The following is a 25,542-nucleotide window of genomic DNA, read 5'->3' on the forward strand; positions in this document are numbered from 1 at the left end:
TCAAGGCTACACCTGTAAATCAATCTTACTTGTACTCAAAAAATATTATGTTACCATCACAGGGGTGTAGAGCTATACATTTCGTAATGTTAGTAAGTTCTAGATTATTAAAGAAATAAAATTTAAGGATAAATGATATGCGTTTAGGAATCTCTGTTCTTGGTATAGCCGGGGCTTGCTTCTATTCTTCATTTGCTTTTGCAGGTGAATCAGGTATTAAATCCATAGCTCCCAGTTATCGTTCAGTAGTTTCCCTTATTGGCGGATATGCCAGTGTTAATGCCGATAGCAGAGTCTCTTACTTGGGTGATGATGATAATGTTTATACTTATCGAAGTTCAAAAGATGGGCACAATGACGGTTTTATTGGGGGATTTATAGGCTTAGAACATCCATTACCTTGGTATAATGTATTGTTGCAAGCAGGGATTGAATACAGCTATTTTGGCCCTGTCACAGTGCACGGAGTGAATACAGCGGGTATTGAGCCAGAAACATCTACTTTATATCATTATCAGTATCGCTTTCAAACACAGCAAGTTCTTGCATCCGCTAAGTTTTTAATGACCACTTATGAGCGCTATCACCCGTACGCTTCAGTAGGTTTAGGGGCGGCATTTAACGATTTGGGACGTTTTCGCGCAGTTACTGCAGAAATAGATAACATAAATAGCACGCCATACTTCAGAGATAACAATAAATCACAATTTAGTTATAGCCTTGGTGCTGGTGTTGATGTTGATATCAATCAGAATATTCGCATGGGATTAGGTTATCGATTCAGTGGCTTTGGTAAGGCTGCATTTAAAGGTGGCCACATTGTTGCGGGTGATTATACAGCCTCAGTACCATTTACTTATGGTATTCGTAACCTTTATGCGAACCAATTAGTTGCTCAAATCAGCTACATAATTTAATTTCATTGGAACAGGATTTTCATAGATGAATAAAAAATATAATTTGGCCTTGTCTCTTATTGCCATGTTTATCTCTGCCCAGGCAACAGCGGGTGCTAATTTCACGATAGGCCCCAAAGCTGGAACCACACTGCCAACCACCGTACCTATTGGGAAAAGTGTTCCTGCATATTACACGATAACAAATAACACGAATTCGATGCGTAGTGGTTACACTTTAAAAGGACTTCCAGCAACAGCAATCCCTAACGTCAGCAATGGAAATTGTACCTTTCCTCTTACGCTAGGTCCTAAAGCGAGTTGTGTATTACAGTTAGATATTATTGGGGCTGCTTCAGGTGGCTTTTTCCTATGTAAAGCATCCAGTTGCACTTCAGCCTCAGTACCCTTAAATGTTAGCGTGGTTTCTATAACTCCTTTTGTTGCGGTAGGCGGATATTCCAGTGCAACCACTTCCAATTCTTTAATTGCTACCAGCATTGATAATGGGGCGCAATGGAGCTATACCCTTTCTGGCGTTACTGGTCCAAGGCTTCCCTCTACCTTGGCAAATGAAATGTCAACTTTCAGTGGAGCACCTACATTGAATGCGGTTGACTGTGTGCTGAATAACTGTTCTGCTGTCGGGTCTTATGGTAATCAACCTTATCCACTTATTGCCAGCAGTACTGATAGTGGGCAAACATGGAATTATACCATGAGCGCAAATACTGCAGCGCAGCAGCCCGCTGGGTTGACTAGGGGAAATTTTTTGGGTGTTTCATGCTCAGGGCTTTCTTGTGTTGCGGCGGGTGGTTATTCGGATAATAGTAATGACTACCCTGCGATCGCTTTTAGAACTAATCCTACTGTGAATTGGTCTTATGCATCATTACCAACACCTTTTCGCTTTGGTAACAGTCAAGGGTTTTCAAGCGTAAAATGTACTACAACAGCCTGTGTTGCGGTAGGTAATTATACACTTGCTCTTTTCACGTTAGTATACCCGCTTATTATGACCAGTCAAAATCAGGGAGCTACATGGGCAATTACACTTGATGATAACTCAGACCTACCCGATGATTTTCATGATCAAGCGGCTCTTAATGCGGTTGATGCAACGGGCTCTAATTTCATCGCTGTAGGTTCTTATACCACATTTAGTTATATTTATTATCCTTTAGTGGCATTAAGCACCGATAATGGTTCTACATGGACTTTCCCAATTAATAGCAGCACTTTGGTAAGCGATTTTTACGACAACGCCGTATTTTATAACGCAAGTTGCAGCGGTGAAGTATGTATTGCTGTAGGACGTTATGAAAATAATCAAAATAACTATTATCCTTTAATTGCAACAAGCTCAGACAAAGGTCAGACCTGGACTTATACAATGGATAGTTCTACTCCGCAACTTCCTTCTGATTACCTTTCTATGAATGCTTTTGGTGAGGTGTATGCATCAAGTTGTAGTGGTTCTATTTGTGTTGTTGGAGGAGATTATCAAAATGAAAATGGAGATTATCCCTTGTTAGCGAATAGTACTGATGGTGGAAAAACATGGACTTATAGAATTACTAGTACTTACCCTACTATGACTAATGACACCATGACTGGTGGCTATTTTAATGCGGTGCAATGCAAGGGAACGACTTGTTTTGCCGCGGGTAGTTATTCTAATGGCACTAAAAATTATCCGTTATTAGCAGTCAGCCGTGACGGAGGGAACACATGGAGTTATTCGATCAACGGTATTTACCCCATTTTGCCTTCTGATTACCAAGATAATGGAATGTTTACAGGGTTCGGGGTGCCAGGAGTATCCAAATTGCTTCCCGATTCCTTAAAAATCTTAACCCATTAAAATTCTGTTGTTCTCACCTCAAACTGTGCCAATAAATTGGCACAGTTTTCCATATTTAATCTTCGTTGTTTAAGTTGACTCTAGATAGAAAAGCACTTTCGCGGTAGAATGCGAAGTTAATTTTTTAAATGAGACACTTATGTTAGAAGTAAACCAAATTAACCTTCATCTAGTAGATCTAGATAAGCGAGTGGAAGCGCTTAGGGGGTATCTTTGACTTTGACGCCAAGCGCGAACGTTTAGAGGAAGTTGTTCGTGAGCTGGAGTCGTCTTCAGTATGGGATAATCCTGAAGTTGCTCAGGCTTTAGGTCGCGAGCGAACCCAACTGGAAAATATTGTTTTGACATTAATTGAGTTAGGTCAATCTATTGCTGATTCAACGGAGTTATTTGAGTTAGCCCGAGAAGAGAATGACGAACAATCAATTAATGAAATAGGGCTTGAAGTACAGGCTATTGAAAAAAAAGTGGCTGATTTAGAATTCAGACGGATGTTCTCTGGAAAGATGGATACCTGTAATGCTTATTTAGATATTCAATCAGGTTCTGGGGGCACTGAAGCTCAGGATTGGGCAGAAATGTTACTGCGGATGTATTTGCGCTGGGGCGAGCAGCATGGATTTACTACGGAACTCATTGAGTGTTCACCTGGAGACGTCGCAGGAATAAAAAGTGCGACAATTTATTTTAGTGGTGACTATGCTTTTGGCTGGTTGCGGACGGAGAGTGGTGTACATCGTTTAGTGCGAAAATCACCATTTGACTCAGGAAACCGCCGACATACCTCGTTCGCTGCTGTGTTCGTTTCTCCGGAAATCGATGATGACATTGAGATAGAAATCAATCCTGCGGATTTACGGATTGATACTTATCGTGCCTCAGGGGCCGGTGGCCAGCACGTAAACCGAACTGATTCGGCCGTACGTATAACCCATGCTCCAAGTGGTATTGTAGTGCAATGTCAAAATGATCGCAGCCAGCATCGCAATAAAGATCAAGCAATGAAACAATTGCGGGCTAAGTTGTATGAATTGGAAATGCAAAAGAAAAACGCTGAGCAGCAAGCTTTGGAAGCCAGCAAGTCAGATATAGGTTGGGGATCGCAAATACGTTCTTACGTATTAGATCAATCCCGTATTAAAGATCTACGGACTGGCGTGGAAACAAGCAATACGCAAGCCGTATTGGATGGGTCTTTAGATCAATTTATCGAAGCCAGTTTAAAGGCAGGAGTAGGTGCAGCATGACAGATGAGCAACAAGTAGAACATTTAGATGAGAGTGAAGTCTATATTATCCGTAAGCAAAAATTAGCCGATTTACGCACAGCTGGGTTTAATTTCCCTAATGAGTTTCGTCGTGAACATTTAGCTGCCGATTTACTTAAAGAATATGCTGAATCAGAAAAAGAAATGCTTGTCGAACAGCATGTTAAAGTCGCCGTTGCGGGACGAGTTGTCCTAAGACGTATTATGGGTAAAGCCAGTTTTTTCCATATTCAAGATGTTTCCGGACGTATCCAAATCTACATTAGAGCTAATGATCTTCCTGAAATATACGAGCAGTTCAAGCATTGGGACCTTGGTGATATTGTTGGTGTGCGTGGAGAGCTATTTAAAACGAACACGGGTGAATTGACTGTAAACGCTGAACATGTTGAATTATTAACTAAATCCTTAAGACCATTACCCGATAAGTTCCATGGTTTGGCCGATCAAGAGGTTAAATACCGTAAGCGTTATGTTGATTTAATTGCAAATGAGGATAGCCGTGCTACCTTCTTGACTCGTTCACGTTTGATTCAAGCATTTAGACAGTTTATGGACAAAAATCAGTTTCTGGAAGTAGAAACACCTATGATGCATCCAATCCCTGGTGGAGCCGTTGCGCGTCCATTTATTACACATCATAATAGTCTGGATATGACTATGTATTTACGTATCGCTCCAGAGTTATATTTAAAACGTCTGGTTGTAGGTGGCTTTGAGCGTGTTTACGAAATTAACCGTAATTTCCGTAATGAAGGATTATCCACGCGTCATAACCCTGAATTTACAATGGTTGAGTTTTATCAGGCCTATGCAGATTATAATGACTTAATGGACTTTACTGAGCAATTATTACAGTACTTATGTGATGCGGTAATTGGTTCACGTCAGATTGACTATCAAGGTCAAGTAATTGATTTTAATAAGCCCTTCGCGCGTATGACAGTAAAAGAAGCTATTTTACATTACCATCCAGACATTAGTGCGCAACAATTAGAAAGTGTAGACTTTTGCCGTAAACAACTTGAAGCAAACGGGTTTCCGTACAAACCAACAGATGGTTTAGGTAAGTTGCAAATGATTTTATTTGAAGAGACCGTAGAACATCAACTGTTTCAACCTACATTTATTACTGCATATCCTACCGAAATCTCGCCTTTGGCACGTCGTAATGACCAGGATCCGGATGTTACCGATCGCTTTGAGTTTTTTATTGCTGGCCGCGAAATTGCAAACGGATTTTCGGAGTTAAATGATGCAGAAGATCAAGCCGAGCGTTTCCGTAAGCAAGTAGAGGAAAAGGATGCAGGGGATATGGAAGCTATGCACTATGACAGTGATTATATTGAAGCTCTGGAGTATGGGTTACCGCCAACTGCCGGGGAAGGGATAGGAATTGATCGATTGGTTATGTTGTTTACCAATTCGCAATCAATTCGCGATGTAATTTTATTCCCTCATTTACGTCAATAATTGTCGTTATTGTAGCCTGGTTGCTTGCAACCAGGTTTTCCATCTGGCTATGTCACATAACTTGTTCTGATAAGAGGTAATCAATGTTAGTTAATGAATTGCAAAAAGCAATTACATACATTAGAGAAACTCAAGAAGTCGCATTGTTTTCAACTATGGCTGATACGCGTTGGTACTCCGCTTTTGGTGGTTCCCCTTTATTCTTTATCATGCTTCCTTTTATTGGACTGTTGTTGACTATTAATGCATTAATAAATGCTTATAAGCTTGCAAAGGCCAATAATAAAAATCTGGATCAATGGCTTAATTTGACTGTATCAGCAACATGTGCTGTTTTAGCGAGTATCTCCCTTTATGGTGCAGTGGTATCAGCCTTGCTTGGAGTAAGTTTTGCTGCAGGAGCATGGTTTTTCTTAAGCAGCTTAAGCCTTGCGTTTACCCATCAATTAGTAATGATGGGTATTAATTTTTATAGGGCTTATGAATCATTCCTTGATCGCAGTCAGCGGATGCATCATGTTCAGGCTGCAATCAATAATATATTCGTATTGGGAATACTTTCCGCTGCAGTTGGTTCCGTTCTTTTTGTTATGCTGTTTCCTACGGTGGCACCCGCTTTAGGCATGGCCTGTGCTTTGTCCGCAGCGACTTTAACTCTATTTGATATGATGTGGCATACGCTTCCTCACAATGGCAAAGCATGGATTAAAGGAATGCTTTATTTAGGAAAATCTGAATTATCACAGAATAATATGGTGCATCAGGTAGGGCAGGGTTTAAGACAAGGAGATGAAGAAGTACGAGAAATAAACCCTAATCATTATCGATTGTTTACTCGTGTTGCCTACAGTAATGAAGTGAAGCGCATGGATGTTGAACAGGCCAGCAATTACCTCGCACAGCTCATTCAAGGGAAAATTAATGCTTATGGCCGTGAAGGTTTAATTCCGCATGATGCGAAAACAAAAGACAAAATTACTGTATTAAATAAATTAATGGCTGTGCTTTCTAATAAAGAAAATACTCCATTATCCAAAAAAAGCCTTATAGCACAATCACCTTTAGCATTCCAAAGTTTCTGGGTTGAAAAAGGAGAGGTTGAGCAACTTTGTGATGCAGTAATTGAATTTCAAAAAATATTGAAAAATGCATCGAATGTGACAAAGGACTTGAATGACTCACAGCACAATCCCGATCTAGAATCAGGCCTAATAGCTCAAAAACTTTAGGTAATATGCAAGATCAAAGTACCGAACATCAGGGTTGTTGCCTAGTCATTATGCTCCTCACAATGGTACTGAATAACCGGTACTATTCAAAGCGAACGATGCGCCCCTATGGCTCAATTATCGCTCAAGCGGTTAACTGGTTTTGAGTACGTCATTGCGGATAAAGTAAGTAGTCACCTTTGCCGCAATGACGTTTTTTCTCATATATCCTATATTAAATCTTAATCATGTTTAAATTTCTGTTCTGGATTAAATTTTTCAAGAACATCAGTCCAGGCTTGCTCCTCGGATTCATTTTTATAAATCTCTTTCGCTGTTTTATTGTCTTTGAAATGTCTATAGTGCTCGGGCTTTGCGGGCTTCTCATTAATCTTACTGACCCGATCTACAGCGAAAGGTTGAGGGTTTAGATAGCTTTTCATAGAAGTATCCTCCTTTATAACTATTGGTGGATAATAGATAAAAAATTAATCTTTATTAAGTATAGACAAAATTAAACGAAGAACCTGACAGGATTTACTTAGTAATGATTCAGCGCTAGCTAAAACTTGCAACATGCATCATGTGTGCTGGTAAAAGTAAAAGCTAAATCGACTACCTGCAGAGGTTAAGCTGGCACCTAACGCGAACATTTCATAAGATTATAAACCCAGACTAAAATCATTTAAGTCTGGGTTTCAAGATTGTATTATTCTGGATAACAGTAGATATCACTACCACCAGGTACCCCAGCATGGAAAATTATGGCATTGACTCCTACAATATCTCTTTTTTCTTTAAAGCAGCGATGTCCACTGTAAGAGTAATAAAAATCTCCTTCGGGTACGGGGCCTTCATAACGATAAACCTGTGTGCCAGGATCAACAGTGATGGGGATACTTTTCCAATTACTTGTTTCAGTAACAATAGTATCTGCAAAAGCCATTGAGCTTATTGGAGCTAATAATAATCCTATAAGAAGCTTTTTCATTTCATCCTCTCCTTAGATAAGTATCACTCCTTTACAATTATAGTTCAAAAATCAACCAATGGGTGCATTGCATGATCTTGATGCGAGGATAGACAGTCCGAAGAATTCAAGTGCTTCGCGTATAATAAATTGACCCTGGAGATCCAGGGAGTATAATGTGCCACTCTCTATAGCTTTTTGGTTTTAAAATATGCTAACCCGTGCTATGGCAGCAGCTTGTCCTGTGGTGCTCCAGAGCTTTCTGAAAACGCCAGATGTTATTGATAAACTGGCTTTTCTTAAAATGCCTTCAGAGGTTATTGCTAGCTTAATTGATGAGTTAAGCAATGAATCTCTTTATTGGGCTGTCAAAATTTTGCTTTTTAGAAAGCAAGATGATGATTTGCGTTGGCAAATTCAAAGTTTAAAAAAATTAATTAAAGCTAAAAGATATGGCAATAAGAATTTATTTTTTTGTAAAACGCATAATATTGACCATCTTGATGAATTAATTAGAGAATATATTAAAGACAAGACCGGAGAGGCCCATCTTTATGGCTTAATTTTCTTGCTTTCTGGGTCGAATTTTCTGCTTCCCGATGAGTTAGTACGTCATTTATTAGTAATACATCATGCTAATCACTGGATTCCGCTTTTGACCGAAAATCAGCGAATCGCGTGCTTTAACGAATTGTTAAATAATGCAGATACCCACAAAAAATACATTAATCTAATGCAGTTTTTAAGCATTAACAAAGAACAGGTAAAGGCTGAAGTAAAAAATATTATCGATGATATATGGAAAAAGTACCCGCATTTTTCGAACAGCGCAAAGGGGCAGGCGCTAGATGCCAGCGATAGTCTTACAATACTACAAATTTTACCCGTATTGATTCTTTGCCTTAATGATAAAAGACATCAAGAGTTAATTGATATTATCCTTCCCAAGCTCAACGATGAGGCTTCCTCTACCCGAGAAGCGGTACTAAAAATTATTTCTGTATGCATTCCTTACTTTAATGATAAAGATCGTGAGCGAATGTTTTCTGCTATACGAACGAAATTAAATGATAAAGAACCTAAGGTCCGTTTTGTGGCACAACAAATTGTTAGTGAACATCTTTCTCAGCATGAGAGTCACTTGCAAAGTCTAGATGCTCATTGGGAGTTAGAAAGCAATATAAATAATTACGATAGCACGTTTCCGCTAGTTGCTGTGTATATGGCCTACTTTAATGAGGATAGACACCAGAAAGTAAGCGAATTAATTGTATTAAAGCTGGATGATAAGAGTTGGCTTATTAGTGATGATGCCTTAAAAATTATCTCCACGTGCATACCTTATTTAGATAATGAATGTTGCAATGTGGTCATTCGCGCTCTTTTTTTAAAATTAAGTATGGGTGATTGGAGGATAAGCTTAGCGGTTTTAAAAATTATTTTTGCATGCATGCATTATTTCAATAGAGAACAATGCTCCGACATATTTAATGCAGTTCTCCCTAACTTAGATAGCTCCAATGGGAGAATACGCAAAGCTGTTTTGGAAATTATGGGAGTATGTATTCCTCACTTAAGTGATGCAAAACGTGAAGAGGCATTTAATATCATTTTTGCTAATTTAAGCGATATTAACTGGATAGTTCGCGATGCTATTTTGCAGGCGATGCTTCAATTGATGCCTTATCTAAATACCGAACAGCATCGACAAGTTCTTGAGGTTATCTTGCCTTATCTGGATGAGAGTGATTGGAGTCATCGTTATATGATATTGCAAGCTATGTTGTCGCTTATATCGTTTCTTACCGATGAAAATTACCAAGAAGCGCTTAATGCAATTATCCCCAAGGTAAATGATAACCACTCCATTGTCCGCGGGATGGCTTTGCAAGTGCTGATTCCGTTGATTTCAGGGTTAGATGAGAAAAATCATCAGAGAGTTTTTGAGCTAATTCTACCCATGGTTAATGATAAAAACTCTTTTGTGAGCAATATGGCACGTAAAACGGTTATTAAATTCATGCCTTATCTTGCTGATCATTCACAGCAGTTGGTTCTTGAACAAATGCTTTTAAAGATACATGACAAAAATCCTGGTATTTGTGAAATTGCGCTCCATGATTGTGTTGGTTGTATTCCTTATTTTAATGATGCGCGTCGTAATCAAGTTTTAAACGCTTCTCTAAGATTGCTTGATTATGCTCCTTTAGAAATTAAGCGTGCAGTAATTCAAGTGCTTACGGCCTGCATGCCTTATCTCGATGATATAGAACGTCAGGAGTTAATTCCTACTGTTTTCTTAAAATTGAATGATGAGTGCTGGGAGCTTAGTGAAGAGACAATTAGAATGGTACTCACTTGCAGCTTATATCTCAATGAGGAAAGTAAGGAATTGCTTTCAGGCCAATTGGCTATTTATTTTAATCAATACTCTTTAAGTAAATGGTGGGATGAGCTTGTACTTATGCCATGGGATAAAGAAATTACGGAAGAGGTGTAGGAGCTTAGTAAGCATTCATGAGATATATAAATTTCGCCATGGCTCGCAATGGCAGCAGTTTTTTTATTTAATTTTAATAGAATACATATAGCGCGAACGCTTACGCTTTTATGGGACGCAGAATTATAGCGTCCCATGCAAAACTTCTTCCCCACCTAAATTCTTCAGCGTGACATAGCTCAATCAAGCTACATTCCCGAATAATTAGGACCACCACCGCCTTCAGGGGCATGCCATACAATGTTTTGCCGCGGATCTTTTATATCACAGGTCTTACAATGAATGCAGTTTTGAGCATTAATTTGTAATTGAGGGCCATCTTCATACTCAACAATTTCATAAACCCCGGCAGGGCAATATCTGCTTTCAGGAGAAGCATATTTTTTTAGATTCACATCAATTGCCAATTGAGGTTTTTTTAACTCCAGATGACAGGGTTGATCCTCTTCATGAAAGGTGCCTGATAAAAATACTGAGGATAGGCGATCAAAAGTAAGTACATTATCTGGCTTAGGGTAATCAATTTTCTTAGCATTCTTAGCTAACTTTAAACTTGTGTAATCGGCATGATTTGTCAAAGTCCAAGGTGACTTTCCATTCGTGATATAGGTTTCAAACGCAGCATTAATTAATCCTGGAATTAATCCATATTTAAAACCTGGCCTTATATTACGGACAGAATATAATTCCTGTTCTAACCATGAGCCTTTTACTTTTTCGGTATAGCTGGTCAATTCAACCGGTGCTTCTTGAGCTTCTTTTAATGTGTCAAAACAAGCTTCTGCGGCGAGTATTCCTGACTTCATCGCCATATGGATGCCCTTTATTTTAGGAACATTAAGGAAACCTGCTGCATCGCCTATCAAAGCCCCACCAGGGAAAGTTAATTTTGGTAATGATTGCCATCCGCCCTCATTTAAAGCGCGTGCACCATAACTAATTCGTTCTCCACCGGCTAATAATGCACTTACCATTGGATGGGTTTTAAAGCGCTGGAATTCAGAAAAAGGGCTAAGCCAAGGATTTTTATAATCTAAACCAACAACAAAACCAATTGCAACCCGTTGTTTGGACAAGTGGTAAATAAAGGAGCCACCATAGGTGGATGCATCCATAGGCCATCCTACAGTATGAATCACTTTACCGGGCTCATGCTTCTCTGCACTTACCTGCCAAATTTCTTTGATTCCTAAACCATAAGTTTGTGGGTTTGCTTTATCCCTTAAGTGATATCGTGCCATTAATTTTTGGCTTAATTGGCCACGACATCCCTCAGCTAATAGAGTTTGCTTTGCAAGCAAATGCATTCCTGGTTGAAAGTGCTCGGTTTTTTCATTGTTTTTGTTGATACCAACACTACCCGTTTCCACACCAATAACTTGATTTTTATCGTTATAAAGCGCTTTAACTGCAGCGAAACCAGGATAAATTTCACAACCTAAGGCTTCAGCTTGTTGTGCCAGAAAGACACAGAGCTCGCCTAAGCTAATGATGTAATTTCCCTCATTCAGCATTGGCTTTGGGGTAGGGAGTTTACAGGCGCGTTTTTTCGTTAGGAAATAGAATTGATCTTCACTTACGGGAGTATCCAGTGGTGCATCCTGCCAAGTATCTGGCAAAAGCTCTTGGAGACTTTTGGGTTCCAGAACCGCTCCTGAAAGTATGTGGGAACCCACTTGAGCTCCTTTTTCTAAAATACAAACGGAAAGCTCTTGTTGTGCGGCTAGGGCTAATTGCTTTAATTTTATCGCGGCAGATAATCCCGACGGTCCTGCACCGACGATGAGTACATCAAATTCCATAGTTTCGTATTCCACACGCGCTCCTACGTACAAAAAAGTAAAATAATCGCCTTTATAGGGTTTAATATCAAGAGCATAACGATAGATATTTTTTTATTTTTTTTGTTTCATTTTGAAAAGTTGGTCTTTAACATAAAGCAGTGAGCGCGCATGGCTAAACCCTAACCAGCTAAATAAATTAACAATGGCGGCTCGATGGGTGTTAAGCGCAATATAAAGTTCTGATTTAGGATTGTTAATTAACTCTTCAATGCGGTCCGTAAACTTTAGTCCCTCAACAGCATAGATAATATGCTCCAATTTAGTACCACTATTCATCCAAAAAGGATTCCAACGTCGATCCTGACCTGTTCGAAGTCGATGCATTACATCGATGATGGCATGACCTGCTGGGCCATGTCGGGTAAGAATATTTATGGCAAAATATAAACGGGGTACGGGTTCACTCGAGCGTGCATAGCCTTGAGCAATAGTTTTTAGTGATGCATGATAGTGTTTACGGTAATATTCCACCCGGCTATGATTACCCGCAAGTGCATATCCCATAGCAATAAAATCAGGATTAACGAGATGTCTTAAGCGATATTCTTCAACTTTGGCATGATTCCCTGTGCGCGCATAGCCTATAGCAATTAGTCCAGGATCTGCACGATGCAATAGCCGGTATTCTTCTACCCGAACATGATTATTTGCCAGCGCATAACCCATAGCAATTGAGCTTACATCCGCATCATGTTGTGTACGATATTCTTCAACCTTGGTATCATTACTTGCTTGGGCATACCCCACCGCAATAGCATTCACACTTGCTTCATGCGTGGTCCGGTATTCTTCCACCTTACTGTGGTTACCCGCTAGGGCGTACCCCATCACGATAGTATTTACATCCGCTTTGTGTTTTACTCTATAGTCATTAACTTTTTTGTGTTCCCCGGCAAGGGCATAACCCATGGCGATGGCTTTAACATCGGCTTTATGTTGGGTTTGATATTCTTCCACTTTACTGTGATTACAAGCTTGCGCATAGGCCATTGCAATGGCATTAACATTCGCGCGATGTTGTAGGCGATATTCTTCTACCTTTTCATCATTATGGGCATGGACATAACCCATGGCAATTGTACTTGGATTGGCTTGGCATTTAACTCGATACAATTCGACGTTATCATGATCTCCAGCCAGAGCATATCCCATGGCAATAGAGCTGGGATCAGCTCGATGGTTTAAACGATATTCCTCCACCATTCGATGAGTGCCCGCGAAGGCATACCCCATAGCAATTGGATCGACCAGAGCGCCTATATTACGTAACATTTCTGCGGCTTTATAGTGCCCTCCTGCGGCTAATTTACCCGCAGGTGTAAAATAGGGGGGCGAACTATCAAGTACATCAATATGTGTGTCTGAGAGGCTCTTGTTTAGCTCATAAACATCTTGGGCTTCCAATGCCGCATTATAAATTTTGTCAAACATAAGATCTCTTATGTAAGGGATAACTTCTTTAATATATTATGGCAAAGAAAATTAGCTCTGTTGATAATAATCTATTTTAAGTGAATCAACATAAACGTCAATTATAGAATTCTTTTATTTTACAAAAAGTTGGGCCCTCGTATTAGGTGCTAATACGAGGACTGAACGGATGAGTATTAGAACATTAATGAGTTTTCTGGTTCTACATACAAATTAGCTAAGGGGGGAATCACCATAGATGACATACGAGTAGCTAGAGATACGGTATTATAAGGAATACTAAGCACTGCTAATAATAAGCCCATAGCTGTACCCAGGAGCATGGTGCCTGTATAGGCTAAAGCTTTACCCGTATTTTCCAGTGCGGTATCCACAGCTTCATCACTCATAAAGATAAGGCTTGCCATAGTGATTAATAAATCTCCAGCAAGGGCCACAGCTCCAATAACGGTATTGTATGCAGCGATGACAGAGCCCATTGAAAAAGCAAGAGGGCAGCGTAGAATAGTGAATAGATCATGGAAAAAATCACGGCTATTTTCTATGGGCTTAAAAAAATTCATCCTTCGTGTATATACTTCAAATCCACGTTCTGAAACACCAGAAATGTAGCTGCGATCATTTTCCTCTTCATTTAAATCAAAAATATAATTTAAATCTTGCCAGTCTTGTGCATTAAACATACAACTCTCCGCTGATTGAAGTCGACTTATGGTATTTAATTTGGCCGTTATAGTCAAATAATTATCAAAAATGAATATCCTGCTGCTTGCAACGAGGATTTACTTAAAATAAGCTAAACTGACATTAGATGCATCTAAAGGAGAATAAAATGAGGGTAGTGCTAAGCTGTTTGCTTTTGGGGATATCAATCATGGCTTATGCAGATGATGAAACAATGAAGGTAAATGTCACAGCTCCTGAATTGGTTATTAACTTACCTGCAAATCCTACTACAGGATTTCAATGGTCCCTGGTTAAATACGACCATGATCTTTTAACCTTAAGTTCCAGTGCCTATGAAAAACCTAAAACTAACCTAGTTGGCGCCGGTGGCCAAATGCATTATGTTTTTCAAATAAAAAAAGGGAAAGTTGCTCCTGCAAGTACAGAGCTGAAATTTAAATACGCTCGCAGTTGGGAGCCCAAAACAGCGACATTAAAAACTATAAAAGTTAAATTTATTAAATAGTTAAACGTTTTGTTTGCTATAACCAGGGTTTTTATACTCACGAAAAGTTGTTAGTAATTTATTGCTGAGCCCGAAACTCTGGGTTGCTTCACTTCGTTCGCAATGACGAAGCATATTTATATCACTTATAGCGGATTTAAATAGAGGACGTTTGCTCCCAATATTAACCGTCATTGCGAGCGCAGCGAAGCAACCCAGGGTGCGTGGCACAGAGCTTGCATTGCTACCGCAATGACGACAGTTAACATATCTTGTGAAATTAATCCCGCTTACAAACAGGCAAATTATACTTTCTTAAACGGTAAATATCTTGGCATCCAAAACATATCTTCAATTAATTTCTCTAAATCCGCATCTTGATTCTTTTGAGCATGACCTGAATCGATAGCAGATTGAGCCACCGCAATCGCAATTTCTTTAGCAACGGTTTGTGCATCATCTAAAGATGGCAGTAGCGGTAAGAAGCTATCCTTCTTACTTGGAGCAAAACGACATAAGGCTTCTGCTGAGGCAAGAATCATATCCTCAGTTAGTTTTGATGCATTAACTGCTAATACTCCTAAACCAATACCAGGAAATACTAAGGCATTATTGCATTGCGCGATTTGCACCATGCGATTTTGATATTCAACTGCTGGGAATGCGGTTCCTGTTGCGATTAACGCTTTTCCTTGACTCCACGCTAAAATATCTTCAGGTCTGGCCTCACATTTTTCATCTGGGTTCGATAATGGGAAAATAATAGGGCGCTCACAAGTTTGCGTCATAATCTCGATAATATCTTGTGAAAAGGCACCCGCTTGCGCAGAACAACCAATAAGGATCGTTGGTTTCACATGCCTTACAGTATCTGTAAGGGAAGGATGCTGTTTCTTAGTATTCCATTGAGCAATCTCATTGGGGTCGCGAGCGTATGGTTTTTGTGCTCCAGTAAGTTCGGCATCGTTATTAAGTAATAAGCCTTGTCTGTCAATTAGCCAAAAACGTTTATACGCTTCTTCCTCACTTAAACCTTCGCGTATCATCGCATCGATGATTTGGTCACTAATACCGGTTCCTGCAGAGCCCGCACCAAAAACAACAATGCGTTGATCTTGTAGCTTGGAGCCGGTGACATTACATGCAGACATAAGCGCAGCTAAAGTAACGGCACCCGTTCCTTGGATGTCATCATTAAAAGTACATAACTCATCTTGGAACTGGTCCAGAATACGGCGCGCATTGCCCCGGCCGAAATCTTCCCAATGTAAAAAGGCATTAGGGAAGTGCTTATGAATGGCTTGTACAAAACTTGCAATAAACTCATCATAAGCCGCGCCACTAATTCGTGGATGGCGACAACCTAAGTATAAAGGATCATTCAATAAGTCTTGATTGTTGGTGCCTGCATCCAGAAAGACGGGTAGGGTGCGTACCGGATTAATACCGCCACATAAACAATAAACCATTAATTTAGCCACCGGAATATCCATACCGCCAATTCCTTGATCGCCAATACCTAAAACGCCCTCACCATCAGTGACTACAATGACGTCAATTTCAGGATTGGAACGATTGCCAATGATTTCATCAATGAGATTTTTATCTGAATGCGCAATATACAAACCACGTGGTTGTCTGTATTCATGGCTGAACCGTTTTACCGCAGTGCCTACAATGGGGGTATAAATGGTAGGTAACATTTCACCTAAGTGGCGGTGTAACAATTTATAAAATAAGATTTGGTTCTTATCGTGTAAGTTGTTTAAATAAATATTTTGCTGCAGTCTGGTGGTATAGCTGGAGTATTGTAAGTATGCTCGCTTGACCTGCTCATCTAGAGTTTCCACTCGATGGGGGAGTTTGCCCAATAAACCAAAAGCTCTACGCTCTTCATGAGTAAAGGCTGTTCCTTTATTTAATTGGGGTGTTGTCAGTAACGGCTTTCCGCACAAAGACGTTTCTAAATATTGCTCTCCAGTCTGTTCATCACGTTGTAATTTGAAATCTAACATGTGGAAATTCTCACTAAGATGGAATTAGGGATTATCTGATGATAATATCGACTTTTTGTAGTTTACATCAAGAGGTTGAGTATGAATAAGTACTTGGTGGCAATATTAGTAATGTTGGGATTAACATCTTGTATGAAAAAAGATGAACATTATTACCAAACCCATCCCAATGAATTACAACAGGCAATAAAAAGTTGCCCAGAACAACAGCCACAAGGTATGACCTGTGATCAAATGCAAGAGATTGCCGGAAGAATGAATAGTCTAGCTTATCAATTACAACAAAGTCCGCAAGGTTTTGGTAATAAAATTCTAGCATTACAAGAGACTATTGCAGAACAAGAGAAAAAATTAAAAAACGACGCGTCTAACCAAGAATTGCAAACAAGTATTGCTCAAAACCAGCATGATTTGGAAGAGCATTTAGCTGTTGTTAAATGGTTAGAATCCCCAGCGAGTTAACGATGAGAGTATTAATAAGCAATGATGATGGGGTTCATGCTCCAGGAATTACTATTTTGGCTAGGGAACTCTCCACTTTTGTGGACATCGAGGTAGTTGCCCCTGATAGGAATCGCAGTGGTGCCAGTAATTCCTTAAGCTTGAGCCGACCCTTAAAAGTAAAACAATTAGAGAATGGTTACTATAGTGTAGAAGGTACACCCACTGATTGCGTACATTTGGCAGTTACAGGCTTTTTAAGCCCAGTTTTTGATATGGTTGTTTCTGGAATAAATGACGGAGCAAACTTAGGTGATGATGTTCTTTATTCAGGTACGGTTGCTGCGGCGATGGAGGGACGCTACCTAGGTTTGCCGGCAATTGCCATGTCTATGGTTGGTGACACAATTAAACATTATGAAACGGGAGCCTGTATTGCCAAGCAATTGGTGAGCAAGTTAAGCACTCATAGTTTGCCCTCACAAACCATATTGAATGTGAATGTTCCCGATTTACCCCTTGAGCAAATTAAGGGCTTACAAGTTACTCGTTTAGGCACACGTCATGGGGCGCAGCCTCTAGTGAGAGATCAGGATCCCCGTGGACGCCCTATTTATTGGATTGGATTGCCGGGAGAGGCCGCTGATGCAGGCCCGGGAACAGATTTTTGCGCGGTGAGAGAAGGGTATGTTTCAATTACCCCGTTACATTTGGATATGACCAATTATAAAATGTTTGATCAATTATCCAGTTGGTTAACTGGGGTTAATTTGGTACTTTAAGTACGTTATCCAAAATGAGGTGCGGATACTCCTATTAAGAGTTCAACCCCTCCTCGGCGTTCCGCGGCTTGCCCCGCGGAGCCCAGTGCAGGAATGGGGATAAAACATTCCTTAAGTTTAGAAACATTTGCGGCAGATTTTTTTAATGAAAATATTTGCTTGAGGCAATTCATGATACTAACATTTTGCAAAAGATCGTTATGTCTTTTTCTGGCAATCGCGCTTGTGGGCTGTGGGTCCAATTTAGCCCCTGTAACTGAGTCAAAATGGCGGCCATATTCCAGACATCAAGGAACACATATTGTACAACGTGGAGAAACACTTTTTGCCATCGCCTTTCGTTATGATACTGATTATCGCAGCTTGGCGCGATTAAATCGTATTCCGCCACCTTATTCTTTAAGAGTAGGACAGGTTTTAAATGTGCGAGGAGTGGCTCGTCGAGCGCCTGTACAAAGGCATATAGCACAATTTAAACAATATCGGCCTAGAGCAATTTCTGCCCCCCAAATAGTTCATTCACCTACACGGCGCTATGCTCGATCTGCTTCGGGATGGTTATGGCCAGTAAGTGGACGTGTAGTTACTACTTTTATTCCAAGTCAGGGTAAAAAAGGCATAAATATTGCTTGTAAGTCTGGGGAAAAAGTTATTGCCGCTTCAAGTGGTACAGTAGCTTATGCTGGAAGTGGTTTGTCAGGATATGGAAATTTAATTATTATAAAGCATAACAATGAGTTTTTAACCGCTTATGGCAATAATGCGCGAATTATGGTTTCAGAAGGACAACATGTGAATGCCGGGCAAGTAATTGCCGTTGCCGGAATCATTGATCGTAAGTACACAGGTGTACATTTTGAAATCAGAAAAGCGGGTGTTCCTGTCAACCCATTGAATTATTTACAAAAAGGTTGACATTTAATGAGTGGTTGTAGCAACAATAGAGGTACTATATGGTTGCAGCTCGTCATGTTGTAAGGGATTTCGTGATGGGATGACTACCTGAAAAAGGTGTAAATTCTAGAAACACGGCTAAACATACAGGGTGAAATCATGCAAAATGACGATGAGTCAATTAAAGATACGGAATTTAAGGATGAAGAATTGTCTGAGATAAGTACAGACGATGAGACATTCTTAATGGATGATGATGATTTTGAGGTCCTCACGGAAAAGGATGAGGAAGAATCTGAGTTACCTGATTTTTCGGATGATGCTGCTTTTCCTACTTTTAGTCGCGGCAAAAATGCCATAAAAATGATGGATGCAACTCAATTGTATTTGAGTGAAATAGGATTCTCTCCTTTATTAAGTGCTGAAGAAGAAGTTCATTATGCAACGCTTGCTTTAAAAGGTGATGTGGCAGCGCGTAAAAAGATGATTGAATCAAACTTACGTTTGGTTGTTAAAATTTCTCGGCGTTACCTTAACCGGGGGCTTCCTTTACTTGATTTAATTGAAGAAGGGAATTTGGGTTTAATGAAATCAGTTGAAAAATTTGACCCAAACCGTGGTTTTAGATTCTCAACCTATGCTACGTGGTGGATTCGACAAACGATCGAACGTGCGATTATGAATCAAACCAGAACGATACGCTTGCCTATCCATGTAGTTAAAGAGCTTAATGTATATCTGCGAGCGGCACGCCAGCTTACCCAAAAGCTTGATCATGAGCCTTCTCCGGAAGAAATTGCGGAAATGGTAGATAAGCCTTTGGAAGATGTGCAAAAACTCCTGGGTTTGAATGATAAAGTCGCTTCTGTTGATACGCCTATAGGCTTTGATGAAAACAAATCTTTGCTAGATACTATTGCCGATGAAAATAGTGTGAATCCAGCAGAATTGTTGACTAATGAGAACCTACGCCTTCACATTGAGTCGCTTTTAGATAAATTAACTGAAAACCAACAACAAGTTATTGCTCGACGTTTTGGTTTACGTGGTTTTGAAAAAGCAACTCTTGAGGATGTGGGCAAAGAGATCGACCTTACTCGTGAGCGTGTACGCCAAATTCAAGTGGAAGCATTAAAAACGCTACGTGGTTTGTTAGAAAAAGTAGGGTTAACCCAAGAAGATCTATTTTAAATAAGCCTGGTTGCTTGCAACCAGGTTTTGCTGAAACGTCAACCAAATCAAACTTGATCATAAATTTTCTCAGGGGAATGTGGCTGGGTTAAAAGCCCAACCACCTCGAGTCATCTAAAAACTGCGCGATGTAAGAAAATTATTAAAGCTTAAAAGTCGGCTTTAAACCTTGCCAGCAATCAGCATAATTCCTTTGCCGCTCTGGAGCCTCCATTGCTTGCTCAGAAATTTGCCAGATATCACGGGTTTCAAACATAAAGGCTAAAGTATTTAAATAAGCCTCTGGCTCTAGTTTTTTTGCTGTCGCTGCTTCATAACTTACTTGATCAGGGCCATGCGGAGTCATGCAATTATGAATGCTCACGCCACCAGGCACAAAACCTTCCTTTTTTGCATCATATTCACCACGGATTAGTCCCATCAATTCATTCATGTAGTTGCGGTGGTAGTAAGGTGGTCTAAAGGTATGCTCTGCAACCATCCAGCGGGGAGGAAAAATAACAAAATCGAGGTTAGCAACCCCCGGAGTATCACTCTCTGAGGTAAGCACGGTAAAAATAGAAGGGTCTGGATGATCAAAGCTTACCGTATTAATGGTATTAAATAGGCTCAAATCATAGCAATAGGGTGCATAATTCCCATGCCAGGCCACTACATTAAGTGGCGAATGAGCACAGGTGGCAGCCCACAGTTTGTCCTGATGCTTGCAAATTAAGGTAACTTGCTGGCTTTGTTGCTCATAAGCAGCAGTCGGGTACTTAAAATGACGCGGATTCGCTAAGCCATTAGAGCCGATAAGTCCTAATTGCGGTAGGGTTAAGGGATTACCGGCATTTTCGCATAGATAACCTCTGGTTTCTTTACTGACGAGCTCGACTTTAAACTTAACCCCACGAGGAATTACTGCAATCATCCCTGGACATATATTTAACTTACCAAATTCAGTATGCAGGTTAATTTCTCCTGCGTAGGGTACGAATAATAATTCGCCATCATTATTAGCAAAATAAGTATGCTGCATGGAACGATTGCATTGATAGAGATAGGTTTTTACGAAATGGCTTCCCGCAAGGTGAAATAAGCCCTCAATAAAATCACATTCATTATTTGCATTGGCCATGGGTGACCAGCGTAGCGGATTAGGAGATTGCTCCGGGTGGTAAGGTTTTACAATTTCTTTTTTATAAGGCTCATAATTTCCTTGAACCACAGAAGGTAGAATGCGGTAAAGCCAACTATGCTGATTCAAGTGGCGAGGGCGGGTAAACGAGGTGCCACTTAATTGCTCTGCATAAAGACCTAAGTTACAGTGTTGCGGAGAATTTTGGTTACTTGGTAATGCTCCTGAGACCGCCTCGCTTTGATGGTAATTGCCAAAACCTTGCAGATACACTGTTTATCTCCTTATATAATCTATTAGTGGTTAGTGTGCCATGAAACCCGGAAATTTTATAGCCCGTATTTGAGGAAGTCATAATACGGGAAGTCATGGTAAAAATGGCTGTATTACAAGGCACATTATCTAACTTAAGGATGAAGATTTTTAATAACAGAGAATGTATAATCGAACATATATTTAATTCGAGTTAGAGGTTGGTATGGCAGGTCATAGTAAGTGGGCAAATATTAAATTCCGCAAAGGCGTTCAAGATGCTAAGCGAGGCAAAATATTTACAAAATTGATTCGCGAAATTACTGTAGCAGCACGTATGGGGGGAGCTGATGAGTCTTCTAATCCCAGATTACGTGATGCGGTTAAAAAGGCACTTGCTGCGAATATGAAGCGCGACACAATTGACAATGCAATTAAACGCGGAGTTGGAGGGCTTGATGGCGAGGCAATGGTTGCTATGCGCTACGAAGGTTATGGGCCTGGTGGTGTTGCTGTATTAGTGGATTGTTTATCTGATAATAAAAACCGTACGGTTTCTGAGGTGCGCCATGCATTTACTAAAAATGGGGGGAATTTAGGAACGGATGGTTCGGTAGCTTATTTATTCACCAATCAGGGTGAAATTCTTATGGCCCCCGGTGTATCTGAAGACCAAGTGATGGAAGTTGCGATTGATGCTGGGGCTGATGATGTTTCAGTTGAAGACGGACAAATTGAAGTAATCACCCCAGTTGAAGCTTATCATAGCGTATTAAATGCGCTGAGTGAGGCTAATTTGGCTGTAGAGCAATCTCAGCTAACGATGCGTGCCCAAACTTTAGTACCCATTGATGATGAATCTGCAGAAAGTTTGATGAAAATGATCGACATGCTGGAAGACTTGGATGATGTTCAGGAAGTTTATAGTAATGCTGAATTCTCCGAAAAACTTTTAGAATCAATGAGCTAATGACAGTTATTCTAGGAATTGATCCGGGCTCACGAGTTACTGGTTATGGTTTAATCAGGCATGTAGGCCAGAAGATAGAATACATAGATAGCGGGTGTATACGTACGACTCCTAATGGGGAGTTAAGCGAAAAGCTATTACAAATCTATGATGGCATTTGCCAACTGATGGATCATTACACCCCTGAAGAGGTCGCGATCGAGCAAGTTTTTATGCACCAAAACCCTAATTCAGCTTTGAAGTTAGGTCATGCACGAGGGGTTGCTATGGTTGCAGCCGCCTCACATCGTGTAAAGGTTAGCGAATATTCTGCACGTGAAATTAAACAAACCGTAGTTGGCTATGGTGCTGCTGAGAAAGCTCAAGTAGGGCACATGGTGGTAAGTTTGTTGATGTTAAATAAAGCGCCGCAAACCGATGCCGCTGATGCTTTGGCAATTGCCATATGCCATAGCCGCATGCGGAATTTATCTGCAATTATAGGCAAAACTGGTGTTAGTTTAAGGAGAAGAAGACGATGATTGGATGGCTTGATGGCCAGATAGTTGATAAACATCAACCTGGAAAATTAGTAGTGAATGTCCAGGGGGTCGGCTATGACGTGGAAACTTCATTAAATACCTTTTTCCAGTTGGATAGCCTAAAGGGCTCTGTAGGTCTGCATATTCACACCGTTGTTCGTGAAGATGCACTGCTATTGTATGGTTTTTTAGATAAGCAAGAACGAGCATTGTTTCGTGCGTTAATTAAAGTAAATGGTGTAGGGCCAAAAATGGCGATGGCTATTCTTTCTAGCACTACTCCTAATGAATTTATTCAATGCATTAAGCAAGAAAATGCGGCTTTTCTAACCAAATTACCAGGTATTGGCAAAAAGACTGCTGAGCGTTTGGTTGTGGAAATGCGTGACAGTATTAAGCAATTCACGGATTCACCAGCCGATGCTTTGTCGATGCCAGTAAGTATCATCCGTGGCCAGGATGAAGCAGTTAGTGCATTAGAAGCTTTGGGATACAAACCTCAAGAGGCTTTAAAAGCAGTAAACAAGGTTGATGACGGAGCTAAGAGTTGTGAACAATTGATTCGTGAGGCTCTGCAGATTTTGGCGGCACGTTAGAATTCTTCCGCGGACGAGGGCATCAGCTCTCGTGCACTAGACATGTTTATTATCATCGCCGAGAGGCAAAAATACACGAACAATAAGTCCAGTTCCAGTTTGTGGTGCGTCTAGTTCAACTCGGCCGTTATGTAGTTGACAAATTTGCTGAACAATACCAAGCCCCAAGCCACTTCCCGGACTTTTATTACCTAAGATACGGAAGAATCGCTCAAAAACACGGGCACGTAGTTCCGCGGGAATGCCAGGACCATTATCACAAACTTCCAACATTACTTCATGTTGTTGTTTAGAAAGACGTACAACAATATGTCCTCCCTCATTACAATAGCGAATTGCATTATCTACTAGATTACGAATCAATATGCCTAGAGCGGTTGAATTTCCATGAATAGCAAGGCTCTCAGCATTAGTTTCAAACTCCAAATCAATTTGTTTTTCTACAGCTGATGGGGCAAGCATTGCTAAAGTTTCCCGAGCCAAACGGCTAAGATTTACTTCATCCATTCCATCCATATGTGCGGCTTCAGGCACCAAGCGACTCATGGTGAGTAATTGTTGAACCACATGAGTGCTGCGGTTTACACTGGCAATTAATTTTTGCAAGGCTTGGTTTTTTTCTTCGATGTTATTTGTATGTAAGGCAACTTGGGCTTGAGTTTTCAACGCAGCAAGAGGAGTTCGTAATTCATGAGCTGCATCTGCCGCAAAACGTTTTTCTCGCTCAAATCCTTCTTTTAGCCTAAAAAATAGCTTGTTTAATTCATCGATAACCGGTTTTATTTCTTCAGGAACCTCCTGTAAATCAACAGGCTCCAAATGGCTTGGTGCACGGTTTGCTACTTCCTCAGCAACTTTATCAAGACTATCTAAACCCCGCCCGATAATAATCCAAATTAACAATCCTGAGAGAGGAAACGTGAGTAACATAATGTAAAGATCATCTTGGGCGATACGATGTCCTAATTCATTTCGTGTATCATAACGTTCGGCTAAAACAGTACGTACCCCGGCTTTTGCATTATAAGTAGTAAATACACGCCAATCTTGATCGGCAATTTTTTTATCACTAAACCCATCAATTTCTGAAGCAAGAGGAATTTTAGGCGCCGTGGAGGAATGCAATAATAATTTTCCACCATTGGTCCAAACTTGAAAATTAAATTTATCCATATAATTTTCTGGTGGCTCATCATTTAAAAATCTTTTTTGGTAAAAGTTATCTACCTTTTGGGGAATAGTTTCTAGCGCTTCTTGAATTTTTACGAGAGGGCGTTGGTGGAGGTCATCACCCAACAAAGCTTGATACGATAATGCAGAAACAGCCATTAACGTATCTAAGTGATCTTGAATGTCTTTTTGATCAAGATAATAGTTTCCAATGGCCGTTAAAGTTGTGGTAATCGTTATAGCCAACAGCAAGTTGAATAATAAAAACTTTCGTATAGACGACTTCACGATACCATAATACCATCATTTTTTTCAGCCATATAACCAACACCGCGAATAGTGCGGATAAAATTGGCATTAAGCTTTTTACGTAAGTTATGAATGTGAACTTCAAGTGCGTTACTGTCTACGTCTTCTTCCCAACCGTAAATACTTTGCATGAGCTGTTCACGTGACAAAACTTGTCCGCTGTTTTCTAGTAGTTTTTGCAATAATGCAAATTCTCGGCGAGGCACGTTAACCAGAACGTCATCAACAAAGACTGAATGAGCGGCAGGATCTAAGGTAATATTTTTGTACTGTAATACAGCGTCAGCGCGACCTTGAGAACGTCGTACTAAGGCTCTGATCCGAGCGCTGAGCTCATTTAAGTCAAAGGGTTTAACCAGGTAATCATCTGCACCACTGTCTAAACCTTTTACGCGATCCTCAACTGATTCACGGGCAGTCAGAATGATTACAGGTGTTGGATTACCATCATTACGAATATTTTGTAACAAACCTAAACCTGATAATTTAGGTAAACCCAAATCAAGAATAATTAATTCAAAAGATTCTGATTTTAAAGCGGCGCGTGCTGCTTCCCCATCCTTGAGCCAGTCGACTATATAACCAAACTGGGTTAATCCTGTTTTTACAGCATCTCCTAGTAATTCGTCATCTTCAACTAGCAATAGTCTCATTATG

At 40.2% G+C, this 25,542-nt stretch carries 23 protein-coding genes; 14 read left to right on the forward strand and 9 right to left on the reverse strand.

The features are described from left to right. The first annotated feature begins 137 nt into the window (after positions 1–137). The 5 genes from BN3124_RS10985 to BN3124_RS11005 all read left to right on the forward strand — a co-directional run bounded on the left by BN3124_RS10985 (position 138) and on the right by BN3124_RS11005 (position 6,729). A complete protein-coding gene (locus BN3124_RS10985) occupies positions 138–917 on the forward strand; it encodes an outer membrane protein (protein WP_058534844.1) in 780 nt (259 codons plus the stop codon). Positions 918–942: 25 nt separating this feature from the next. After that, the gene (locus BN3124_RS10990) at positions 943–2,760 is read left to right on the forward strand and encodes a sialidase family protein (protein ID WP_058534845.1); all 1,818 of its coding nucleotides are present in this window, start codon (positions 943–945) and stop codon (positions 2,758–2,760) included. Positions 2,761–2,899: 139 nt separating this feature from the next. After that, a protein-coding gene (prfB, locus tag BN3124_RS10995; RefSeq protein ID WP_149865253.1) for a peptide chain release factor 2 occupies positions 2,900–4,007 on the forward strand; the annotation gives its coding sequence in 2 pieces (ribosomal slippage) (positions 2,900–2,974 and positions 2,976–4,007; 1,107 coding nt in all). Beyond that, positions 4,004–5,500 (forward strand): lysine--tRNA ligase, encoded by a 1,497-nt coding sequence (gene lysS, locus BN3124_RS11000; RefSeq protein ID WP_058534847.1) that lies wholly within the window; start codon positions 4,004–4,006, stop codon positions 5,498–5,500. The genes prfB and lysS overlap by 4 nt, the downstream gene beginning before the upstream one ends. A gap of 83 nt (positions 5,501–5,583) precedes the next feature. Continuing rightward, positions 5,584–6,729 carry a hypothetical protein gene (locus tag BN3124_RS11005; RefSeq protein ID WP_058534848.1) on the forward strand — a complete coding sequence of 382 codons (1,146 nt, stop codon included), beginning with the start codon at positions 5,584–5,586 and terminating at the stop codon, positions 6,727–6,729. Positions 6,730–6,950: 221 nt separating this feature from the next. On the opposite strand, the gene BN3124_RS11010 is transcribed toward BN3124_RS11005, so the two are convergent. After that, entirely contained in the window at positions 6,951–7,151 is a 201-nt protein-coding gene (locus BN3124_RS11010) for a hypothetical protein (RefSeq protein ID WP_058534849.1), read from the reverse strand. 266 nt (positions 7,152–7,417) lie between these two features. Then, positions 7,418–7,699 carry a hypothetical protein gene (locus BN3124_RS17210; RefSeq protein ID WP_058534850.1) on the reverse strand — a complete coding sequence of 94 codons (282 nt, stop codon included), beginning with the start codon at positions 7,697–7,699 and terminating at the stop codon, positions 7,418–7,420. Positions 7,700–7,889: 190 nt separating this feature from the next. Between BN3124_RS17210 and BN3124_RS11020 the strand changes: the two genes are divergently transcribed. After that, a complete protein-coding gene (locus tag BN3124_RS11020) occupies positions 7,890–10,178 on the forward strand; it encodes a HEAT repeat domain-containing protein (protein WP_058534851.1) in 2,289 nt (762 codons plus the stop codon). A 188-nt stretch (positions 10,179–10,366) separates the two neighbouring features. Here the strand turns inward: BN3124_RS11020 and BN3124_RS11025 are convergent, their stop codons facing one another. The 3 genes from BN3124_RS11025 to BN3124_RS11035 form a co-directional block, all read right to left on the reverse strand. Next, positions 10,367–11,995, reverse strand: a complete 1,629-nt coding sequence (locus tag BN3124_RS11025; protein ID WP_058534852.1) for an electron transfer flavoprotein-ubiquinone oxidoreductase — start codon at positions 11,993–11,995, stop codon at positions 10,367–10,369. 78 nt (positions 11,996–12,073) lie between these two features. Continuing rightward, positions 12,074–13,453: a hypothetical protein gene (locus BN3124_RS11030; RefSeq protein ID WP_058534853.1), complete on the reverse strand. Its 1,380-nt coding sequence runs from the start codon at positions 13,451–13,453 to the stop codon at positions 12,074–12,076. 176 nt (positions 13,454–13,629) lie between these two features. Beyond that, positions 13,630–14,136, reverse strand: a complete 507-nt coding sequence (locus BN3124_RS11035; protein ID WP_058534854.1) for a hypothetical protein — start codon at positions 14,134–14,136, stop codon at positions 13,630–13,632. A gap of 191 nt (positions 14,137–14,327) precedes the next feature. Between BN3124_RS11035 and BN3124_RS11040 the strand changes: the two genes are divergently transcribed. After that, the gene (locus BN3124_RS11040) at positions 14,328–14,645 is read left to right on the forward strand and encodes a protease inhibitor I42 family protein (RefSeq protein ID WP_230849133.1); all 318 of its coding nucleotides are present in this window, start codon (positions 14,328–14,330) and stop codon (positions 14,643–14,645) included. A gap of 284 nt (positions 14,646–14,929) precedes the next feature. On the opposite strand, the gene BN3124_RS11045 is transcribed toward BN3124_RS11040, so the two are convergent. Then, positions 14,930–16,639 carry an NAD-dependent malic enzyme gene (locus tag BN3124_RS11045; RefSeq protein WP_058534856.1) on the reverse strand — a complete coding sequence of 570 codons (1,710 nt, stop codon included), beginning with the start codon at positions 16,637–16,639 and terminating at the stop codon, positions 14,930–14,932. An 81-nt stretch (positions 16,640–16,720) separates the two neighbouring features. Between BN3124_RS11045 and BN3124_RS11050 the strand changes: the two genes are divergently transcribed. The 4 genes from BN3124_RS11050 to rpoS all read left to right on the forward strand — a co-directional run bounded on the left by BN3124_RS11050 (position 16,721) and on the right by rpoS (position 19,947). After that, positions 16,721–17,101 carry a hypothetical protein gene (locus BN3124_RS11050; RefSeq protein ID WP_058534857.1) on the forward strand — a complete coding sequence of 127 codons (381 nt, stop codon included), beginning with the start codon at positions 16,721–16,723 and terminating at the stop codon, positions 17,099–17,101. Positions 17,102–17,103: 2 nt separating this feature from the next. Beyond that, positions 17,104–17,862, forward strand: a complete 759-nt coding sequence (gene surE / locus BN3124_RS11055) for a 5'/3'-nucleotidase SurE (RefSeq protein ID WP_058534858.1) — start codon at positions 17,104–17,106, stop codon at positions 17,860–17,862. Positions 17,863–18,033: 171 nt separating this feature from the next. Beyond that, positions 18,034–18,777: a peptidoglycan DD-metalloendopeptidase family protein gene (locus BN3124_RS11060; RefSeq protein ID WP_058534859.1), complete on the forward strand. Its 744-nt coding sequence runs from the start codon at positions 18,034–18,036 to the stop codon at positions 18,775–18,777. Positions 18,778–18,915: 138 nt separating this feature from the next. Then, positions 18,916–19,947, forward strand: coding sequence for an RNA polymerase sigma factor RpoS (rpoS, locus tag BN3124_RS11065; RefSeq protein WP_058534860.1), 1,032 nt, complete (start codon positions 18,916–18,918; stop codon positions 19,945–19,947). Between the two features lie 142 nt (positions 19,948–20,089). On the opposite strand, the gene hmgA is transcribed toward rpoS, so the two are convergent. After that, the gene (hmgA, locus tag BN3124_RS11070) at positions 20,090–21,340 is read right to left on the reverse strand and encodes a homogentisate 1,2-dioxygenase (protein WP_058534861.1); all 1,251 of its coding nucleotides are present in this window, start codon (positions 21,338–21,340) and stop codon (positions 20,090–20,092) included. Positions 21,341–21,545: 205 nt separating this feature from the next. Between hmgA and BN3124_RS11075 the strand changes: the two genes are divergently transcribed. From BN3124_RS11075 to ruvA, 3 genes are read left to right on the forward strand one after another with little or no spacing between them, the layout of a single operon-like run. Further along, positions 21,546–22,289, forward strand: a complete 744-nt coding sequence (locus tag BN3124_RS11075) for a YebC/PmpR family DNA-binding transcriptional regulator (protein WP_058534862.1) — start codon at positions 21,546–21,548, stop codon at positions 22,287–22,289. Next, positions 22,289–22,810, forward strand: coding sequence for a crossover junction endodeoxyribonuclease RuvC (gene ruvC / locus BN3124_RS11080; RefSeq protein ID WP_058534863.1), 522 nt, complete (start codon positions 22,289–22,291; stop codon positions 22,808–22,810). Before BN3124_RS11075 ends, ruvC begins: the two co-directional genes overlap by 1 nt. Continuing rightward, on the forward strand, positions 22,807–23,406 hold the full coding sequence (gene ruvA, locus BN3124_RS11085) for a Holliday junction branch migration protein RuvA (protein ID WP_058534864.1): 600 nt from the start codon (positions 22,807–22,809) through the stop codon (positions 23,404–23,406). The genes ruvC and ruvA overlap by 4 nt, the downstream gene beginning before the upstream one ends. A 36-nt stretch (positions 23,407–23,442) precedes the next feature. Here ruvA and BN3124_RS11090 read toward each other — a convergent pair whose 3' ends face one another. Both BN3124_RS11090 and BN3124_RS11095 read right to left on the reverse strand, forming a co-directional pair. Next, complete coding sequence (locus tag BN3124_RS11090) at positions 23,443–24,864, reverse strand: ATP-binding protein (protein ID WP_058534865.1); 1,422 nt, start codon at positions 24,862–24,864, stop codon at positions 23,443–23,445. Beyond that, complete coding sequence (locus BN3124_RS11095) at positions 24,861–25,538, reverse strand: response regulator (protein WP_058534866.1); 678 nt, start codon at positions 25,536–25,538, stop codon at positions 24,861–24,863. The genes BN3124_RS11090 and BN3124_RS11095 overlap by 4 nt, the downstream gene beginning before the upstream one ends. Between the last annotated feature and the right edge of the window lie 4 nt (positions 25,539–25,542).

This window comes from Legionella saoudiensis (genome assembly GCF_001465875.1).
Taxonomy (GTDB): Bacteria; Pseudomonadota; Gammaproteobacteria; order Legionellales; family Legionellaceae; genus Legionella; species Legionella saoudiensis.

Coding starts and splice junctions, on each gene's coding strand:
- BN3124_RS10990 (WP_058534845.1), top strand. CDS start 943: ATGAATAAAAAATATAATTTGGCCTTGTCTCTTATTGCCATGTTTATC.
- BN3124_RS11035 (WP_058534854.1), bottom strand. CDS start 14,136: ATGTTTAATGCACAAGACTGGCAAGATTTAAATTATATTTTTGATTTA.
- BN3124_RS11005 (WP_058534848.1), top strand. CDS start 5,584: ATGTTAGTTAATGAATTGCAAAAAGCAATTACATACATTAGAGAAACT.
- surE (WP_058534858.1), top strand. CDS start 17,104: ATGAGAGTATTAATAAGCAATGATGATGGGGTTCATGCTCCAGGAATT.
- BN3124_RS11095 (WP_058534866.1), bottom strand. CDS start 25,538: ATGAGACTATTGCTAGTTGAAGATGACGAATTACTAGGAGATGCTGTA.
- BN3124_RS11030 (WP_058534853.1), bottom strand. CDS start 13,453: ATGTTTGACAAAATTTATAATGCGGCATTGGAAGCCCAAGATGTTTAT.
- rpoS (WP_058534860.1), top strand. CDS start 18,916: ATGCAAAATGACGATGAGTCAATTAAAGATACGGAATTTAAGGATGAA.
- BN3124_RS11060 (WP_058534859.1), top strand. CDS start 18,034: ATGATACTAACATTTTGCAAAAGATCGTTATGTCTTTTTCTGGCAATC.
- ruvA (WP_058534864.1), top strand. CDS start 22,807: ATGATTGGATGGCTTGATGGCCAGATAGTTGATAAACATCAACCTGGA.
- ruvC (WP_058534863.1), top strand. CDS start 22,289: ATGACAGTTATTCTAGGAATTGATCCGGGCTCACGAGTTACTGGTTAT.
- BN3124_RS10985 (WP_058534844.1), top strand. CDS start 138: ATGCGTTTAGGAATCTCTGTTCTTGGTATAGCCGGGGCTTGCTTCTAT.
- BN3124_RS11050 (WP_058534857.1), top strand. CDS start 16,721: ATGAATAAGTACTTGGTGGCAATATTAGTAATGTTGGGATTAACATCT.
- BN3124_RS11045 (WP_058534856.1), bottom strand. CDS start 16,639: ATGTTAGATTTCAAATTACAACGTGATGAACAGACTGGAGAGCAATAT.
- BN3124_RS17210 (WP_058534850.1), bottom strand. CDS start 7,699: ATGAAAAAGCTTCTTATAGGATTATTATTAGCTCCAATAAGCTCAATG.
- BN3124_RS11020 (WP_058534851.1), top strand. CDS start 7,890: ATGCTAACCCGTGCTATGGCAGCAGCTTGTCCTGTGGTGCTCCAGAGC.
- lysS (WP_058534847.1), top strand. CDS start 4,004: ATGACAGATGAGCAACAAGTAGAACATTTAGATGAGAGTGAAGTCTAT.
- BN3124_RS11010 (WP_058534849.1), bottom strand. CDS start 7,151: ATGAAAAGCTATCTAAACCCTCAACCTTTCGCTGTAGATCGGGTCAGT.
- BN3124_RS11075 (WP_058534862.1), top strand. CDS start 21,546: ATGGCAGGTCATAGTAAGTGGGCAAATATTAAATTCCGCAAAGGCGTT.
- BN3124_RS11040 (WP_230849133.1), top strand. CDS start 14,328: ATGGCTTATGCAGATGATGAAACAATGAAGGTAAATGTCACAGCTCCT.